The organism is Nereida sp., from assembly GCF_965655635.1.
Lineage (GTDB): Bacteria > Pseudomonadota > Alphaproteobacteria > Rhodobacterales > Rhodobacteraceae > Nereida.
In genome coordinates this window covers 23,605-39,705 of record NZ_CBFHHE010000003.1, presented here as the reverse complement: position 1 = coordinate 39,705, position 16,101 = coordinate 23,605, and the positions used below count along the sequence as shown (strand labels likewise).

Genomic DNA, 16,101 nt, shown 5'->3' with positions numbered 1-16,101 from the left:
GAATCTGTCCGATCTTACCAAAAAGGCGTCCCTTTGTGACACACCCAAACAGCGACGACCTACTGCAATGGTATGACATCAACGCCCGTGAAATGCCATGGCGCACGCCACCCGCTGCAAAGCAAGCTGGCGTAAAGCCCGATCCATACCGTGTGTGGATGTCAGAAATCATGTTGCAACAGACCACTGTTGCGACAGTCCGTGACTACTTCATCAAATTCACAAACCGCTGGCCAACAGTCGATGACCTTGCTGCTGCGCAAGACGCTGATGTCATGGCCTATTGGGCGGGTCTTGGATACTACGCCCGCGCGCGCAACTTGCTCAAATGCGCACGCGCAGTCTCCCAACTCGGTGCGTTCCCCCAAACCTATGATGAGCTGATTAAACTACCCGGCATCGGCCCCTATACTGCCGCCGCAGTATCCTCGATTGCGTTCGATGAGCCGTCACCTGTGATGGACGGCAATGTTGAGCGCGTGGTGGCACGCCTCTTTGATATTCATACGCCTCTGCCTGTCGCAAAACCTGAACTATATGCCAAAACAGCTGAGTTGACGCCACGCGCCCGTGCAGGGGACTACGCCCAAGCCGTCATGGATTTGGGCGCCACCATTTGCACCCCAAAGAACCCCGCTTGCGGCATTTGCCCATGGCGGACACCCTGCTTGGCGCGTCAAAACGGAACTGCCCCAGAACTGCCCAAGAAGACGCCCAAAAAGCCTAAACCAAGCCGCCACGGGATTGCCTATGTGGTTCGTAGCAATACAGGCGCGTTACTGCTCGAAACCCGTCCCGAAAAAGGTCTACTTGGCGGTATGCTCGGCTGGCCTACCAGTGACTGGGGCGACGAGCCATCGCCCGCACCACCGCTTGATATGACATGGACGAAAGTGAACGCACAGGCCCTGCATACCTTTACCCACTTTCATCTGCGATTGGACGTAATGGTCGCAACAGTTGAAGGTTTACCGATGGTTTCAGGCCGCCATTGGGTTGAAAAGCATGCGTTTGAACCATCGGCCCTGCCCACTGTAATGCGCAAGGTTTGGAATATCGCCCGCGAGGCATAACGCCATATTTGAGCCTAAAGCTGTTTTTAATATACTGTAGCTAAGTAAATGTTTCGGAGGGTTCTCAAATGGCATCATCATTCAGCAAAGCGCTGCCTTTTTGGCTATCGCTCGGGCTGATCCCATTGATCTGGATCGGTGCAGTATTTGGTGGCGTTTGGGTTTTCGCCTTACCAATTGCCGCGTGGGATCTCTTTTCGATCGTTGATGCTTTCGCTGGATTGAACGAGCAAAACGAGGATCCACAAACCTCAGACACATATCTGTTTTGGTACCGCTTAATCACACTGATTTGGGCGCCAGTACAGTTTTGCACGCTCTTTGGTGTGCTTTGGTTCACGCTACACTCTGGGCATCTGGCCACTTGGGAAGTGGTCTTTTTGTTTGTCGGGATGGGCGTGATTACCGGTACCGTTGGCATCAACTACAGTCATGAGCTGATGCATCAAAAGCCCAAGATTGAGCGTGTTTTGGCGGACATCTTGTTGGCCATGGCGCTCTATTCACACTTTCGGTCGGAGCACCTTTTGGTTCACCACCGCTACGTTGCTACCCCGCGTGACCCTGTTACCGCACGATATAACGAGGGGTTTCACAGATTCTTCCCACGTGTTTTGCGGGCGTGTTGGCAGTCAGCATTTAGGGCAGAAGCGGCGATGCTTGCTCGCAAATCCAAAACTTGGACGCACCCCAGCAACCCGTTTTTCAAATATTGGGCACTGCAATTGGGCATGCTTACGCTTGCCTTTGTGCTGGGTGGTTTTGTCGGGGTCGGGTTATTTGTGTTGCAAGCCGCCGTGGCCATTTGGCAGCTCGAACTGGTGAATTACATTGAACACTACGGCCTGACGCGGGCGCATATTGGTGACGGCAAATATGAGCATGTAAAGCCACATCACTCGTGGAACGCAGCGCAAAAGGCATCAAACTGGCTTCTGATAAATCTTCAACGGCACTCAGATCATCATTACAAACCTGACCGCCGGTTTCCGCTTTTACAGAATTACAGCACAGAAGAGGCCCCGCAATTGCCGTACGGTTACCCCGTGATGACAATGCTGGCCATGATCCCACCCCTTTGGCGTAGGCGCATGAACCAGCGTGTCCGGCAATGGCGCAAACAGCACTATCCACAGATCACAGATTGGCAGCCCTATAATGACGGTTCAAATCCGCCGCCCCGCTAAACAAAAAAACCCCCGTCGCTTTTGAAAAGCAGACGAGGGTAAGGTGTGCGCTGGCGTGAAAAATCGCAAGCGCTGGCGGTAACTGTTGTAAACTTAGGGGGTTTAGATGTTCTTCATCTCAGCGCGAATTTGCTGACGCAGAACATCAATTGGCATCTTTTGACCTTCGTTTTTGTAGTGCCAATAGGTCCAGCCGTTGCAGCTTGGCGCGCCCTCAATCGCGGCGCCTACTTGGTGGATAGACCCCTTCACATCGTGCGCAACCAGTGTTCCGTCAGCACGTACTTTTGCGACCTGACCACGTGGCGATGTAAGAACTTCGCCCGGACGCAACATGCCGCGCTCAACAAGCTGGCCGAACGGCACACGTGGCTCAGCACGCTTTGATTGCGTAACCTGAAGCGCATCTTTGTCAAACTTACGAACCGCAGCGATACGTTTTTCAGCAACTGCACGGTACTCAGCTTCACGCTCAATGCCGATAAACTCGCGGCCAAGCATCTTGGCAACAGCGCCCGTTGTGCCCGTGCCGAAGAATGGGTCAAGAACCACATCACCTGGATTTGTCGTCGCCACCAAAACACGGTGCAACAGGCTGTGCGGCTTTTGTGTTGGATGCGCTTTGTCGCCGTTTTCGTTCTTAATGCGCTCATGGCCCGTGCAAATTGGTAAGACCCAATCAGAGCGCATCTGAACACCTTCGTTCAACGACTTCAGCGCCTCATAGTTGAACGTATATTTGCTGGCTTCCTGCTTTGACGCCCAGATCAACGTCTCATGCGCGTTGGTCAGGCGTTTACCGCGGAAATTCGGCATTGGGTTAGACTTGCGCCACACTACATCGTTCAAAATCCAGAACCCTTGGTTCTGCAGTTCAGCGCCCATGCGGAACACGTTGTGGTAACTGCCAATCACCCAGATCGCACCATTTGGCTTGAGCAAGCGGCGTGCCGCAGCAAGCCAGTCACGTGTAAAGCGGTCATATGCTTTAAAACTGTCGAACTGATCCCAATCGTTATCAACCGCATCGACCTTAGAGTTGTCCGGCCGGTGCAACTCACCCTTCAATTGCAGGTTATAGGGTGGGTCTGCGAAAATCAGGTCTACACTGTTCTCAGGCAGTGCATTCATCCGCTCAATGCAGTCGCCGTCCAAAATAGTATTGAGGGGCAGCGCCGCCTGGGCTGCCTTTGTTTTTGTCTTTGTCATGTCTGCCTCATAGTGCCACGTTGTGTGGTCATTTGTTTCTACCAACATGAGTCAGAGACGATTCGTGGTCAATTTCTTTTTTGAATCAATATGTTAGAAAAATTTGTTGTCACAACATATTGTGTACTGGTTTGAACGAACGTCTATGGTGTGGGGTTACACCAAGATTTTGGAGCGCCTCTCGATGCGCCTTAGTCGGGTAACCTTGGTTCTTTTCCCACCCATATCCCGGGTACTGTTGCGCTAAAGACAACATGAGATGATCGCGTCGCACTTTTGCAACAATGGACGCCGCCGCAATCGACTGTGAAATGGCATCGCCTTTGACAACTGCACGGGCAGGCACCGCAAGATCGCGCGGGATTAGATTGCCATCAACCAGCGCAAAATCTGCCGGTACATTGAGACCCGCGACAGCACGCTCCATCGCAAGGTGACTGGCGCGCAAAATGTTTAACTCATCAATTTCCTCCACACTCGCCTCGCCAATAAATACATCAGCGATCTGCGGCAAAAGCTCAGCAAGGGCGTTGCGGCGTTTCAGCGGCACTTTTTTACTGTCGTTCAGCCCATCTGGAATATTGCTTGGATCAAGCCACACTGCCGCTGCAACGACCGGTCCTGCAAGAGGCCCTCTGCCCACTTCATCCACGCCGATGATGCGCGCGTGGCCTGATGTGTAAAGTTCACTTTCAAGATCGAATGTGGGGAATGTTTTCATAGTCTTCCTAAACCAAAAACGGCCGCCCGAGACCAGAGCGGATCACAGGCGGCCCAAACAGTTTGGTGGGCTTAACGAATAACGCGGTAGCCATCCGACCGTAGGCAGCGCAAATCATACCCCTTGCGCGTGTTGCCCCGCGCATTTTTGAACCGTGTCGTGCAATAACGGGGCAATGATCCTGCTGCTGCATAGTGACGCTCCAGACAGCCCCGCGCCACAACACGTCGTGTGCCTTGATTATTCTCTAAGCGGCGAACACAGCGTCCTGGAAGAGCAACCGGTTGGCGGACAACACGCGGTTTTGTGGTGTGTTGCTTTTTCTTTTCAGACTTTCTTTCGTGCTCGATCCCGACAGCGATGATCGCAAATAATGCCAAAGCACCAAGCACCTCAGCAACATCGGAGCCGCCTGCTCGTGCAGGGGTCGCGGATGCCGAAATTGATGTGGTGCCAATAGAAATTGCGGTAACAGTAGTAATCAAGAAACGTTTCATTTGGGTGCTCCATACGTTGAATTGTGCTTGGGACGGCCCGCAAGCATGATGAAGCGACCATGCTCAGCAGTCACAATGTTGCTCAATATCGCCGAGCTGTTAGGCGATAACCCGCGCGCTGTTATTGAATATCCGCGACGAGTGACGCTTTATGATAGGTATGAAAATTCTTATCGCATTGTTATTTACCGCTGTTCTTACCGTGCCTGCTCAGGCAGCCTGTTACGCAGACTATAAAGCCAAGCAGGATGATCCATTGAGGCTTCATTACGGCGTGGCACAAGTACCCGACGATAGCTGCAACGTCGCAGCCGCTGCAAAAGTGCTGGCCGCACGTCTTGAACAGAAAAACTGGACACTGCTAACGGTTCTGTCTGTTTTTAGTGAGGCGCAACTCAACACAAAAGAGGAGGCTGCTGGTGCGTTCTTCCTCCGTTACTGATGCCCGCGTTTTGGGAAGCCGCACAGTGGCAATTGGCATCACCAGTGTGATCGTCATTTTGCTGTTGGCTGCGTTCCTTTTGGTTTTTATACTGCCAGATGCCGGAATGTTCAACGCGCGTGTTGAAGCACTTTTTATTGCAAACGACGATCTAACGTCAGGCGCAGAAATCAAGCTTCTGGAAATACTCGCGGGCTCTGGCACTGCGTTCTCTGAAACCCTCGCAAGCTACCGGATGGTTATCTTGGTGCTGCTCATTTTTGCGACCGCTCTGCTTATTGCCGCACTCACTTTTTTGCTAATGCTTGTGGGCTTGAACAAACGCATGGCGACAATTGAGCGTACAGGCATGGAAGTGAACAGCCTGTTGATTAGCCGCGAGGAAAACACGGTTTACCTCAACAATATGGAATTTAAGCTTACCCCTGCGGCGATCGAAACCCTAAGTGTCTTGGCCGAAGCGCGTATGGACGGAGACATCCTGAACGGGGCCGAACTGGAGGCGATGATATCTGGGCGCCTTTCATCAGATTGCGACGAAGCGGCAGGCGCAACACGGATCAAACGCCTTCGAGATGCGCTAGGCAACCAAATGGTAAGCGAGTTACTGGTCAAAAACATCGCGCGCAAAGGCTATATGCTGTCGATCGATAGCACCGTCATCAGAATGGTATAGTTGGCGGCCCCGGCAGGATTCGAACCTGCAACCTGCCCCTTAGGAGGGGCTGCTCTATCCTGCTGAGCCACGGGGCCGTGCGAATGTGACCATCGGATAAATGCCTGCTCCATTCAACCCTTGGACTTTGTTAATGATAGCCGCTAACATTCAACAGATTGACATACTGAGGGACGACCACTGTGACGTCTAAAAGGCCACTTACCCTGCGCGATGTATCTGAAGCATCGGGCGTTTCTGAAATGACTGTTAGCCGCGTGCTACGTAACCGCGGGGATGTATCGACCTCTACCCGCGAGAAGGTTTTAGCCGCCGCCAAAGAGCTTGGTTATGTTCCCAACAAAATCGCAGGCTCACTTGCATCGCAGCGGGTCAATCTAGTTGCAGTCATCATTCCATCGATGTCCAACATGGTCTTCCCAGAAGTGATGATGGGCATTAGTGAAGTGTTGGACCAGACTGACTTACAGCCAGTTGTCGGCATCACACATTACAAGCCCGGCAAAGAAGAACAGGTCCTTTTCGAGATGCTGTCATGGCGTCCTTCGGGCGTTATCATCGCCGGCCTTGAACACTCTGATGCGTCCCGGGCCATGATGAAGGCAAGTGGCATCCCAATCGTCGAAATTATGGACGTAGATGGCACACCCGTCGACAGCTGCGTTGGGATTTCGCACAGGCGCGCTGGCCGAATGATGGCTAAGGCAATTGCGAAAGAAGGATATAAACGGATTGGTTTTCTTGGCACCAAAATGCCCATGGACCACCGCGCCCGCAAAAGGTTTGAAGGGTTCACAGAAACGCTTGCAAAGCACGGTATTGAGATCGCAGATCAGGAATTTTACGACGGCGGCTCAGCCCTTGCTAAGGGCCGCGAGATGACAGAGGCAATTCTGTCGCGTACGCCCGATTTGGATTTCCTTTATTATTCAAATGACATGATTGGTGCGGGTGGCCTCCTGCATTTGCGCGAGAAGGGCGTTGATGTTCCGTCCGATGTGGGGCTGGCGGGTTTTAACGGGGTTGAGTTGCTGCAAGGCCTACCTGCCAAGCTGGCGACGATGGATGCGTGCCGTCTTGAAATTGGTCGCAAAGCGGCAGAAATCATCGCCGCACGCTACAGCGCGGATGCACCCCAAGACCCACAGATCATTGAGCTTGAGCCGGTAATCTCAGCAGGGGACACTCTACACAGGTAATTACCGACCCGGGATGGTGCCGCGCTTTTCGCCCGCGCCGTCCCACGTCTCAATCAACTCAACAGCCTCTGCGGCGGTATCGACAAAGCGGAACAGATCCAGATCATCAGCAGCAATCGTGCCCGCATCCGCCAATGCGTCCCAATTGATAATTTTTTCCCAAAACGCGCGACCAAACAGTAAGAATGGCACGCGCTCCATCCGGCCTGTTTGAATAAGCGTCAGTGCCTCAAACAGCTCATCAAGGGTGCCAAAACCACCCGGAAACACGGTGATCGCTTTGGCGCGCATCAAAAAGTGCATCTTGCGGATCGCAAAATAATGAAAGTTATAACAAAGCTCGGGCGTCACATATTCATTCGGCGCTTGTTCAAACGGCAACACAATATTCAGACCGATTGATCGGCCGCCCGCATCAAGCGCACCGCGATTTCCGGCCTCCATGACGCCGGGGCCACCACCCGTGACGATCATGTTCTCACCATCACTGCCCTTAAGGGTCATCAGCCGGGCAAACTCGCGCGCCTCGTCATAAAACACCGATAGATCAGCGAGCGTTTTGGTACGGGCCTCAGCCTTTTTTGATGGCTCAACAATGCGCGCACCGCCAAACATCACGACCGTTGATTTGACGCCTTCTTCATCCAGACCAAGTTCGGGCTTTAGCAACTCAAGCTGAAGGCGCATGGGGCGCAACTCTTCACGGCACATAAACGCGTCATCAGCAAACGCTAGCGCATAACCAGGGCTGCGCGTTTGTGGCGTATCAGGGATATGGCTGGCGGCTTCACGGTCTTCGGTACTGCCGCGTAAAGTATGCTTGCGGTGCTTCGTCATAGAATGGCCTTCCTGATTGCGCCGATTACCCCTTGTGTCTATATCCACCGATAATCTGTGACCAGTCACCAATTGGAGAGACACATGTCAAACGCCCAACTCGAGACCGCCATTGAAGCTGCATGGGATGCACGTGATACCATCACACCGTCCACCACTGGCGAAACCCGCGATGCCATTGAAAGCACATTGGCTGCTTTGGATAGCGGCAAACTGCGTGTCGCTGAAAAGACCGATGATGGCAGCTGGCATGTGAACCAGTGGGCGAAAAAGGCCGTACTTTTGGGCTTCCGCATCAAAGACATGGAACAGCACGAAGGTGGCCCACAAGGCGCTGGCTGGTGGGATAAAGTTGACAGTAAATTCAAAGGCTGGGGCGACGCTGAGTGGAAAGACGCAGGCTTCCGCGCGGTGCCAAACTGTGTTGTGCGCAAATCAGCGTTTATCGCGCCAGGTGTTGTGTTGATGCCATCATTTGTGAACCTCGGTGCTTATGTCGACGAAGGCACCATGGTTGATACATGGGCAACTGTTGGCTCCTGCGCGCAAATCGGCAAAAACGTTCACCTGTCTGGCGGCGTTGGCATCGGCGGCGTGTTGGAGCCAATGCAGGCCGGCCCGACAATCATTGAAGACAATTGTTTCATCGGCGCGCGCTCTGAAGTTGTTGAGGGCTGCATCGTGCGCGAAGGCTCTGTTTTGGGTATGGGTGTGTTCATTGGCCAATCGACAAAGATCCTTGACCGCGAAACAGGCGATGTCTTTTACGGCGAAGTGCCCGCAGGTTCCGTTGTTGTCGCAGGCTCAATGCCGTCCAAAAACGGCGTGCACCTTTACTGTGCCGTGATCGTGAAAAAGGTGGACGCAAAAACCCGCTCAAAGACATCTATCAACGAGCTGTTGCGTGACTGATAAACCCAAAAAAGAAAAGCGTCCCCACTTCGCCTATACCTTGCTGGTCCAAGTGGGCCGCAAGGATGGCGACGGCTTGCCAGACGGGGCAACCGGCGGGGCGCTTATGCTTTATTCATCGGGCGTTGATGAGGCCGAAGCAGTACGAGAGGCCGTTGCTATCTTGAAGCAAGCAGACCTCGCCCCATTGGATGTTTCCGGCTATGGCACGCTTGAAGAACGTCTTGCTGAAGGGCACAATATTTCGGATGATGAGCGCGCCTTGATGCAGCGCGCCTTGGACGAAAACTCGGTCGTTGTGGCACAACTAACCCCATTCTTTGACGAACAGAAATAACTGGGGCCAACGTGCCTTACTGCGGGTTCGTTCCAAACCATTTTCGATAAAGGCGCGCGTAGGTTCCATCTTCGCACAAGCGCAGCAGCAGCCTGTTCACGGGCTCTGCAAGACTGCTACCCGAGGCCAGAGCAAAGCCATAGTTTTCGCGCATAAACACAGGCCCCGCCATCTGTCCGACACCCTCACCTATCATTGAGGTGTAGTAGGTCAAAACTGGACTATCGAAAACCGCAGCGTCTGCTTTGCCGCTTTCAAATGCCTCAAGCAGACCGCCCAACCCTTCATACCCAACATGGCGGATATCGCGCCCATCCAAAAACGCCGCCGCGGTCGAACCTTCAACTGTTGCAACCCGCTGCCCATAAAGATCATCCGGTCCGTTAATCGATGATGTAATCGCATTCACCGTCAAAACCGATGTAATTTTCGCCACAAAAACAGACACAAGAAACAACGATGCAACCACCAGAAATGTGCCCAAAATGCGCCCCAAAGCGGTCCGTGGTACCCGCTCCTCAAAGCCACCATTCACCACCAGATTAAGCGCCCACCAAAACGCCGGAAACGCCATCTGTTTGGCGGTGCCTTCAAAATACGGCTGCGCATTACGTTCAAGGCGCCACATGATCATGCCGCCGCCAAACAACAACGCAAACGCCCCGATGACCGCCAGCAACACATCCGTCGAAAACAGAATGGACCAGATGCTAAGGCTATTGCCACCCGCCGGCACCATGATCTGTAAACCGCTGGCAAAAATAGGGCGCGAGAAATCAAATGCTTCTTCTCGCGCAGACGTAACCGAGATGTTCGCAACTGCTAAATCCGCTCGCCCTGTCTCAACTGCGTCCAGCATATCCGCAAACTGCTCAAACCGGATAATTTTGGTTTCACGGCCAATACCCTGAGCCACTTCACTCCACAGATCGACACTAAATCCGGTCTCTTTGCCCCCTTCCACAAGTGAAAAGGGTGCACGCGTGACTGTCGCGACGACAATGGGGTCAAATGACTGGGGGGTGCCAACGGTTGGCAAAACAATCAAAGCAAGGGTAACAAAAAACTGATAAAACATGCCAAATACCTAACTCAGCAAAGCGCCATTGCAAAGGCTCAAGCGTGACACCTGTGCTTAGGTTTGCATCCGCCTACGCCCGGCGGTAGGTAAAGCTGTCTACAACAGTCAGGTGCGCTAATGTCCCCAGTCGATCCCGTTCAGCTTACCGCCGATCTTGTGCGTTGCCCCAGTGTAACGCCCACGGAAGGCGGCGCGCTTGTGTTGCTTGAAAAGCTACTTTCTGAGGCGGGGTTTGAATGTAGCCGCGTTGACCGTGGTGAGACCGCAAACCTATTCGCCCGTTGGGGAACCAAAGGCCATAGCAAAACGTTTGGCTTTAATGGTCACACGGATGTGGTTCCAATCGGCGACGCAGTCGCCTGGAAATTTGACCCTTTTGGCGCCGAGGTTGTGGACGGTACGATGTATGGCCGTGGCACAACTGACATGAAATCAGGCGTAGCAGCATTTGCAGCAGCCGCCATTGACCACGTTCGCGACACACCGCCCGACGGCTCGTTGATTTTGGCAATTACAGGCGACGAAGAAGGCCCCGCATTGGACGGAACCATCGCTTTGCTAGAGTGGATGGACGCACAGAACGAACAGATGTCCGTCTGCCTTGTTGGTGAGCCGACCTGCCCTGATGAGATGGGTGACATGATGAAAATTGGGCGTCGCGGTTCGCTCACTGCGTGGTTCACGGTGACTGGCAAACAGGGGCACGCGGCGTACCCGCATCGCGCCAACAACCCGCTTCCTGCCATTGCGCGCCTCGTTGACCGCATCGCAAGCCATGAGCTGGACCAAGGTAGCGATCACTTTGACCCATCGACCATCGCCGTCGTCACAATCGATACGGGCAACCCCGCAACAAACGTCATACCTGCCGCGGCAACAGCCGCTGTGAACATCCGGTTCAATGACCTGCACAGCGGTGAAACTGTTTCTGAATGGCTGCATGCCGAGGCCGCCGAAATAAGCAAGGCCTTCGAAATTGACGTTTCAGTAGACATCAAGATCAGCGGTGAGAGCTTCATCACGCCTCCGGGTGCACTATCCGATATGGTGGCCGCCGCTGTTCAGGCTGAGACAAACCGCGTACCGACGCTGTCCACGTCTGGCGGCACGTCCGATGCGCGCTTTGTCAAAGATCATTGCCAAGTTGTTGAATTTGGGCTGGTTGGCAAATCAATGCACCAAGTCGATGAACACGTTGAGATTGCCCATATCCACCAACTCAAAACAATCTATGCACGCATCCTTCGGGATTACTTCGCATAGCAGGACGTGATAAGCCTCGGCCTATGAGCACACTTCCTACACGCGCCGATCTGCTACAATGGATCGAAGATAACCCGACCCGATCCAACAAGCGCGATATCGCGCGTGCGTTTGGCATCAAAGGGGCTGCCCGCATCGACCTAAAGCGAATGCTCAAAGAGCTTGAAACAGAGGGTCATCTGGCCAAGCGCAAGCGCAGTTATTCTGATCCTGAAAAGTTACCGCCCGTCTCTGGGTTGCAGGTGCTTGCACCAAACGCTGATGGTGACCTTTTTGCACGTCCGCTGGAATGGCACGGCGAAGGTGTTGAGCCCATAGTTCTCATGATTTTGCGCGCAACTGATCCTGCACTTGGTGCCGGTGATCGCATTTTGGGCAAGCTGACCGAAGTAAAAGGCGGCGATCATACCTATGAGGCCCGCGTTATTCGGCGCATTGGGCAAGCGGCTGCAAAAGTTGTCGGCATCTTCAAAAAGTCCGCCGAAGATGGACGCATCAAACCAATAGACAAAAAGCAAGATCGCGAATGGACAGTGGCCTCAGATGCCACGGGTGGCGCAAAAGACGGTGAGTTGGTCGAAGGCGAAGCCGCCGGTCCCAAGGGCCGCATGGGTCTGCCACGGGCACGAATTACAGCGCGACTTGGCGACCCGACCGCACCCAAAGCGGTGTCTTTGATCGCCATCCACCAACACGCCATCCCTGACGATTTTCCCAGTGATGTGCTGGCGGAGGCAGACGCCCACAAACCCGCCCCCTTAGGCACACGTACCGATCTGCGGGATCTGCTATTGATCACTATTGATCCATCAGACGCACGCGATCACGACGACGCCTGTTTTGCCATGGCTGACCCCGATCCCGCAAACGCAGGCGGTCATATCCTTTGGGTCGCCATTGCCGATGTGGCCCACTACGTCACCTCGGGTTCGGAACTTGACCGCGAAGCACGCAAGCGGGGCAATTCAACTTACTTTCCTGACCGCGTGGTGCCGATGCTGCCTGACCGGTTGTCTGGTGACCTGTGCAGTCTGCATGAAGGCGTACCGCGCGCGTGTATCGCCGTTGAAATGGTGCTTGATGCCTCTGGCGAAAAACTGCGGCACCGGTTTGTGCGCGGGCTGATGAAATCTCACGCGTCCCTTCATTATGAAGAGGTCCAAGAGGCGATGGATGGCCGCATCAATGACCGTGTCGCGCCGTTTATGGATGACGTCATCCGCCCACTTTATGCAGCTTATGAAGCACTCGTTGAGGCACGTAAACGCCGCGGTCCGCTTGATCTTGACCTGCCCGAACGCCGCATTGAGCTGGCGGAAAACGGCGAGGTCCAGTCTGTGAATTTCAAAGATCGGCTGGACGCGCACCGCCTGATTGAAGAATGCATGGTACTGGCAAATGTCGCCGCCGCAGAAGAACTGATCGCGCGCAAACAGCCGCTTTTGTTCCGCGTTCACGAAGAGCCAAAGCCAGAAAAGCTGGAAAGCCTGCGGGAAACCGCACAATCAAGCGGGTTTAATTTGGCCAAGGGTCAGGTGCTGCAAACCCGACATCTCAACAAATTGCTGAACGATGCAGCGGGCGGCGAGCACGCGGAGCTTATCAACATTAGCACCCTGCGATCCATGCAACAGGCCTACTACTTCCCAGAGAACTTTGGGCACTTCGGCTTGGCGCTTCGCAACTACGCACACTTCACATCACCTATTCGCCGCTATGCAGATTTGATTGTGCACCGCGCGCTTGTGACAGCACACGGCTGGGACAAAGACGGCTTATCGCCGTTTGATATCGAAAACCTACAAGAAACTGCGCAACAAATCAGCGATACAGAGCGCCGCTCTATGGTTGCTGAGCGCGACACAACTGATCGCTATCTTGCCACCTATTTGACTGAACGCGTTGGTAACGAATTTTCTGGTCGGGTTAGTGGCGTAGCGCGCTTTGGCCTGTTTGTGAAGCTTGATGAAACGGGCGCAGATGGTTTGGTGCCTGTGCGCACAATTGGCTCTGAATACTTCCACCACGATGCGGATGAACAAACCCTGATGGGCAGCGACACGGGTCGTGTGATCGGCCTCGGTCAACGTGTTACCGTGCGGCTGGCCGAAGCGGTCGCTATGACTGGCGGGATTGAGCTTGAACTGCTCACAATCGATGGTGAGACAATAGCCAAAGGGCCATCAGGCAAAAAACGCTATGGCCGAGGTAAGACTGGTCCTAAAGGAAAATCTTCGGGACCAAAGGGCAGTAAATTCAAGAAGAAAGCCGCCAAAACCAAGCGCAAAGTAACGCGCACGCGCAGCTGATTAGGCCTGAACACGCAACAATTCGCCGCATCACTTGCGTTTGCCCCAAAAACGGCGACTAATCTGCTAAGAACAAGGGTACTTTATCAGGCGGGCTGAATGCTATGCGGTGCTTAAAAGTTTCGATCTTGGCGTCATTTGCACTTTCATGTGTGCTCGTTTTGCCTGCGCAAGCCAATGCGCCAACCTCGTCTTTGCGCCCGACGTTGCGCGAAATACCCCAAGCGGTGCAACTGACTGCGGCGCAAGCAACCCAACCCATCACGTTACTGCAAGGCCGATCCCTTCGGCCCAAATTGCGCAGCGCTAGCACGCAGGTTGCCCCCAAGAAGGAAGCCGTTTTGGTCCAAGCCAGCACCACACAAGACAACGCACGCTTTACCCGTTGGGTACGATCGTTCAAATCGCGCGCGCGCGCCAAAGGTATTTCACAGCTCACAATCGACAACGCGTTTGAAGGCGTCCGCTACGACGCAAAAATTATTGAACGAGATCGCAACCAATCTGAATTCACCAAAACAATTTGGGACTACCTCGATAGTGCTGCTTCTGCATCGAGGGTCACAAACGGCAAAGCCGCATTGCGCAAGTACCGAAGATCCTTTGACGCAATTGAGACGAAATACGGCGTTGAGCGAGAAATCGTTGCAGCCGTGTGGGGCCTTGAAAGCGCCTACGGCGAGTTTCGCGGAAACGAAGACATTATCGAAGCACTGGCTACTTTGGCCTTTGATGGTCGACGCGGCCGCTTCTTTGAACAGCAACTGATCGCAGCGCTTGAGATCCTTGATAACGGTGACGTCAGTCCGCGGAACATGACCGGCTCTTGGGCGGGCGCAATGGGCCACACACAGTTCATCCCAACCTCTTATCTGGCCTATGCGGTAGATTTCACAGGCGACGGCAGGCGCGATATTTGGTCTGATGATCCAACAGATGCGCTTGCATCAACAGCAGCATATTTGAAGCGCTTTGGCTGGGTCAAAGGCATGCCTTGGGGTGTTGAAGTACAGCTGCCACGTGGATTCAACTATGGACTGGCAAGCCGGAAGATCAAAAAGATGCCCTCAGACTGGGCGGCCCTTGGTGTGCGCGATATGAGCGGGGAAAGAGTGCGGGATTATGGCGCCGCCTCGCTTCTTTTGCCCGCCGGCGCGCAAGGTGCAGCCTTTATGATCTTCAAAAACTTCAACGTGATTGAGCGTTATAATACAGCGGACGCCTATGTGATCGGTGTCGGTCATCTTGGAGACCGCCTTAAAGGTGGCGGCCCGATCCGCGCTTCATGGCCACGTGGTGACCGCGCCCTGAAATTTGCAGAGCGTAAAGAATTGCAAGAACGGCTAAGCGCTGCGGGTTTTAGCACCCAAGGCGTGGACGGTAAAATAGGACCAAACACGATTAGTGCCGTCCGCGCATATCAACGAAGCGTGGGCGCAATACCGGATGGCTACCCGTCATTAAGCATACTCAAAGCCCTGCGCTAAAGGACTTAAGCCCGCTCTAAGATCAGCATCAGATACCGGTTGTTGTAACAAAACGCATCTGCATTGCGGGTTTTATGGTTCAGCCGTTGGTCAAGCCGAACACGCCGCCGCTTGCTTGAAAAAACGCCAAATGCCCGCGCGATAAGCCACCGTGTTTTTGGCTTTTTGGCCTGCAACTCTGCATCGATGCGCGTCGTAGCGAAACCGATTACGTTGAAGAGCTGCTGTTCAAGATCAACAGATGGGGCGACCGCCGCTGTGATATCTTCCTCAGACGTCACAGCAAAACCATGTCGCGGCACCGCATCTTGGAAGAGTTGAAGCGCATGCCACCCGCCAACTTTATGGTTTAAATCCTCACGGACAAAATTTTCCGAGCGGAAGCAATCGGCGATGACAATCACGCCGCCTTGCCGCAACAAGGTATTCGCTTTCGGCAAGCTTTGATCGACAGAAATATATTGAAAGCTTTCAGAAAATAGACAGACATCAAAACGATCAGCCGTTTCGAAATCTTCGAACCTCATCAAGTGTACACGGGCGGCAGGCGCGTTCTCGCGGCACCGCGTCGCCAAGAATTCTGAGGGCACGACAATATCAACATCATAGCCAAGATCGATCAACTTACGCGCCGTCTCACGTGCCCCGCCACCGATATCTAAAATACGCGCCGGTGCGGGCGGTAAAAGCTTGAAAAGTTTATCGGTATAGGCAGCCTGCGCCGCACCAAGGTTGGCGGCATTCACCTCGAGACCGGTCCATAGTCCGTAGTGAAGGTTTTCAGCGCCCGTCAGCCACGACATAAATTTCAGGCCGACATCAAGTCCGATCGCACGGGTATCAATACGTTGGTTAATCATACGTAAATTCG

At 53.7% G+C, this 16,101-nt stretch carries 16 protein-coding genes and 1 tRNA gene; 10 read left to right on the top strand and 7 right to left on the bottom strand.

What is annotated here, in order from left to right; genetic code table 11:
- Window positions 1-92: 92 nt before the first annotated feature.
- Window positions 93-1,073, top strand: coding sequence for an A/G-specific adenine glycosylase (locus ACTF5M_RS01620; protein WP_438959433.1), 981 nt, complete (start codon window positions 93-95; stop codon window positions 1,071-1,073).
- A gap of 68 nt (window positions 1,074-1,141) precedes the next feature.
- The gene (locus ACTF5M_RS01615) at window positions 1,142-2,260 is read left to right on the top strand and encodes an alkane 1-monooxygenase (protein WP_438959362.1); all 1,119 of its coding nucleotides are present in this window, start codon (window positions 1,142-1,144) and stop codon (window positions 2,258-2,260) included.
- Between the two features lie 102 nt (window positions 2,261-2,362).
- Here the strand turns inward: ACTF5M_RS01615 and ACTF5M_RS01610 are convergent, their stop codons facing one another.
- The 3 genes from ACTF5M_RS01610 to ACTF5M_RS01600 form a co-directional block, all read right to left on the bottom strand.
- Entirely contained in the window at window positions 2,363-3,469 is a 1,107-nt protein-coding gene (locus tag ACTF5M_RS01610) for a site-specific DNA-methyltransferase (protein ID WP_438959361.1), read from the bottom strand.
- Window positions 3,470-3,578: 109 nt separating this feature from the next.
- The gene (locus ACTF5M_RS01605; protein ID WP_438959360.1) at window positions 3,579-4,190 is read right to left on the bottom strand and encodes a ribonuclease HII; all 612 of its coding nucleotides are present in this window, start codon (window positions 4,188-4,190) and stop codon (window positions 3,579-3,581) included.
- A 71-nt stretch (window positions 4,191-4,261) separates the two neighbouring features.
- Window positions 4,262-4,687, bottom strand: a complete 426-nt coding sequence (locus ACTF5M_RS01600; RefSeq protein WP_438959359.1) for a hypothetical protein — start codon at window positions 4,685-4,687, stop codon at window positions 4,262-4,264.
- Between the two features lie 160 nt (window positions 4,688-4,847).
- On the opposite strand from ACTF5M_RS01600, the gene ACTF5M_RS01595 reads away from it, so the two are divergent.
- Both ACTF5M_RS01595 and ACTF5M_RS01590 read left to right on the top strand, forming a co-directional pair.
- A complete protein-coding gene (locus ACTF5M_RS01595; protein WP_438959358.1) occupies window positions 4,848-5,129 on the top strand; it encodes a hypothetical protein in 282 nt (93 codons plus the stop codon).
- Window positions 5,107-5,805 carry a winged helix-turn-helix domain-containing protein gene (locus ACTF5M_RS01590; RefSeq protein ID WP_438959357.1) on the top strand — a complete coding sequence of 233 codons (699 nt, stop codon included), beginning with the start codon at window positions 5,107-5,109 and terminating at the stop codon, window positions 5,803-5,805. Before ACTF5M_RS01595 ends, ACTF5M_RS01590 begins: the two co-directional genes overlap by 23 nt.
- A gap of 1 nt (window position 5,806) precedes the next feature.
- Here ACTF5M_RS01590 and ACTF5M_RS01585 read toward each other — a convergent pair.
- Window positions 5,807-5,882, bottom strand: a tRNA-OTHER gene (locus ACTF5M_RS01585).
- Window positions 5,883-5,987: 105 nt separating this feature from the next.
- Between ACTF5M_RS01585 and ACTF5M_RS01580 the strand changes: the two genes are divergently transcribed.
- Window positions 5,988-7,004 carry a LacI family DNA-binding transcriptional regulator gene (locus tag ACTF5M_RS01580; RefSeq protein ID WP_438959356.1) on the top strand — a complete coding sequence of 339 codons (1,017 nt, stop codon included), beginning with the start codon at window positions 5,988-5,990 and terminating at the stop codon, window positions 7,002-7,004.
- On the opposite strand, the gene ACTF5M_RS01575 is transcribed toward ACTF5M_RS01580, so the two are convergent.
- Complete coding sequence (locus ACTF5M_RS01575; RefSeq protein WP_438959355.1) at window positions 7,005-7,841, bottom strand: TIGR00730 family Rossman fold protein; 837 nt, start codon at window positions 7,839-7,841, stop codon at window positions 7,005-7,007.
- Window positions 7,842-7,925: 84 nt separating this feature from the next.
- Between ACTF5M_RS01575 and dapD the strand changes: the two genes are divergently transcribed.
- Window positions 7,926-8,753, top strand: a complete 828-nt coding sequence (gene dapD / locus ACTF5M_RS01570; protein WP_438959354.1) for a 2,3,4,5-tetrahydropyridine-2,6-dicarboxylate N-succinyltransferase — start codon at window positions 7,926-7,928, stop codon at window positions 8,751-8,753.
- Window positions 8,746-9,090 carry a hypothetical protein gene (locus ACTF5M_RS01565; RefSeq protein ID WP_438959353.1) on the top strand — a complete coding sequence of 115 codons (345 nt, stop codon included), beginning with the start codon at window positions 8,746-8,748 and terminating at the stop codon, window positions 9,088-9,090. The genes dapD and ACTF5M_RS01565 overlap by 8 nt, the downstream gene beginning before the upstream one ends.
- Before the next feature lie 16 nt (window positions 9,091-9,106).
- Here ACTF5M_RS01565 and ACTF5M_RS01560 read toward each other — a convergent pair whose 3' ends face one another.
- The gene (locus tag ACTF5M_RS01560) at window positions 9,107-10,168 is read right to left on the bottom strand and encodes a transporter substrate-binding domain-containing protein (protein WP_438959352.1); all 1,062 of its coding nucleotides are present in this window, start codon (window positions 10,166-10,168) and stop codon (window positions 9,107-9,109) included.
- A gap of 120 nt (window positions 10,169-10,288) precedes the next feature.
- Here ACTF5M_RS01560 and dapE point away from each other — a divergent pair, with 120 nt between their 5' ends.
- The 3 genes from dapE (at window position 10,289) to ACTF5M_RS01545 (ending at window position 15,230) form a co-directional block, all read left to right on the top strand.
- Window positions 10,289-11,434, top strand: coding sequence for a succinyl-diaminopimelate desuccinylase (gene dapE, locus ACTF5M_RS01555; protein ID WP_438959351.1), 1,146 nt, complete (start codon window positions 10,289-10,291; stop codon window positions 11,432-11,434).
- Between the two features lie 23 nt (window positions 11,435-11,457).
- The gene (rnr, locus tag ACTF5M_RS01550) at window positions 11,458-13,743 is read left to right on the top strand and encodes a ribonuclease R (RefSeq protein ID WP_438959350.1); all 2,286 of its coding nucleotides are present in this window, start codon (window positions 11,458-11,460) and stop codon (window positions 13,741-13,743) included.
- Between the two features lie 104 nt (window positions 13,744-13,847).
- Window positions 13,848-15,230, top strand: a complete 1,383-nt coding sequence (locus ACTF5M_RS01545; protein ID WP_438959349.1) for a lytic murein transglycosylase — start codon at window positions 13,848-13,850, stop codon at window positions 15,228-15,230.
- Between the two features lie 5 nt (window positions 15,231-15,235).
- Here ACTF5M_RS01545 and ACTF5M_RS01540 read toward each other — a convergent pair whose 3' ends face one another.
- Window positions 15,236-16,090 carry a class I SAM-dependent methyltransferase gene (locus ACTF5M_RS01540; protein WP_438959348.1) on the bottom strand — a complete coding sequence of 285 codons (855 nt, stop codon included), beginning with the start codon at window positions 16,088-16,090 and terminating at the stop codon, window positions 15,236-15,238.
- Window positions 16,091-16,101 lie beyond the last annotated feature (11 nt).

Excerpts from the sequence above, each read along its gene's own strand:
- ACTF5M_RS01620 (WP_438959433.1), top strand. The coding sequence starts at position 93 with ATGCCATGGCGCACGCCACCCGCTGCAAAGCAAGCTGGCGTAAAGCCC.
- ACTF5M_RS01615 (WP_438959362.1), top strand. The coding sequence starts at position 1,142 with ATGGCATCATCATTCAGCAAAGCGCTGCCTTTTTGGCTATCGCTCGGG.
- ACTF5M_RS01610 (WP_438959361.1), bottom strand. The coding sequence starts at position 3,469 with ATGACAAAGACAAAAACAAAGGCAGCCCAGGCGGCGCTGCCCCTCAAT.
- ACTF5M_RS01605 (WP_438959360.1), bottom strand. The coding sequence starts at position 4,190 with ATGAAAACATTCCCCACATTCGATCTTGAAAGTGAACTTTACACATCA.
- ACTF5M_RS01600 (WP_438959359.1), bottom strand. The coding sequence starts at position 4,687 with ATGAAACGTTTCTTGATTACTACTGTTACCGCAATTTCTATTGGCACC.
- ACTF5M_RS01595 (WP_438959358.1), top strand. The coding sequence starts at position 4,848 with ATGAAAATTCTTATCGCATTGTTATTTACCGCTGTTCTTACCGTGCCT.
- ACTF5M_RS01575 (WP_438959355.1), bottom strand. The coding sequence starts at position 7,841 with ATGACGAAGCACCGCAAGCATACTTTACGCGGCAGTACCGAAGACCGT.
- dapD (WP_438959354.1), top strand. The coding sequence starts at position 7,926 with ATGTCAAACGCCCAACTCGAGACCGCCATTGAAGCTGCATGGGATGCA.
- ACTF5M_RS01560 (WP_438959352.1), bottom strand. The coding sequence starts at position 10,168 with ATGTTTTATCAGTTTTTTGTTACCCTTGCTTTGATTGTTTTGCCAACC.
- dapE (WP_438959351.1), top strand. The coding sequence starts at position 10,289 with ATGTCCCCAGTCGATCCCGTTCAGCTTACCGCCGATCTTGTGCGTTGC.
- rnr (WP_438959350.1), top strand. The coding sequence starts at position 11,458 with ATGAGCACACTTCCTACACGCGCCGATCTGCTACAATGGATCGAAGAT.
- ACTF5M_RS01545 (WP_438959349.1), top strand. The coding sequence starts at position 13,848 with ATGCGGTGCTTAAAAGTTTCGATCTTGGCGTCATTTGCACTTTCATGT.
- ACTF5M_RS01540 (WP_438959348.1), bottom strand. The coding sequence starts at position 16,090 with ATGATTAACCAACGTATTGATACCCGTGCGATCGGACTTGATGTCGGC.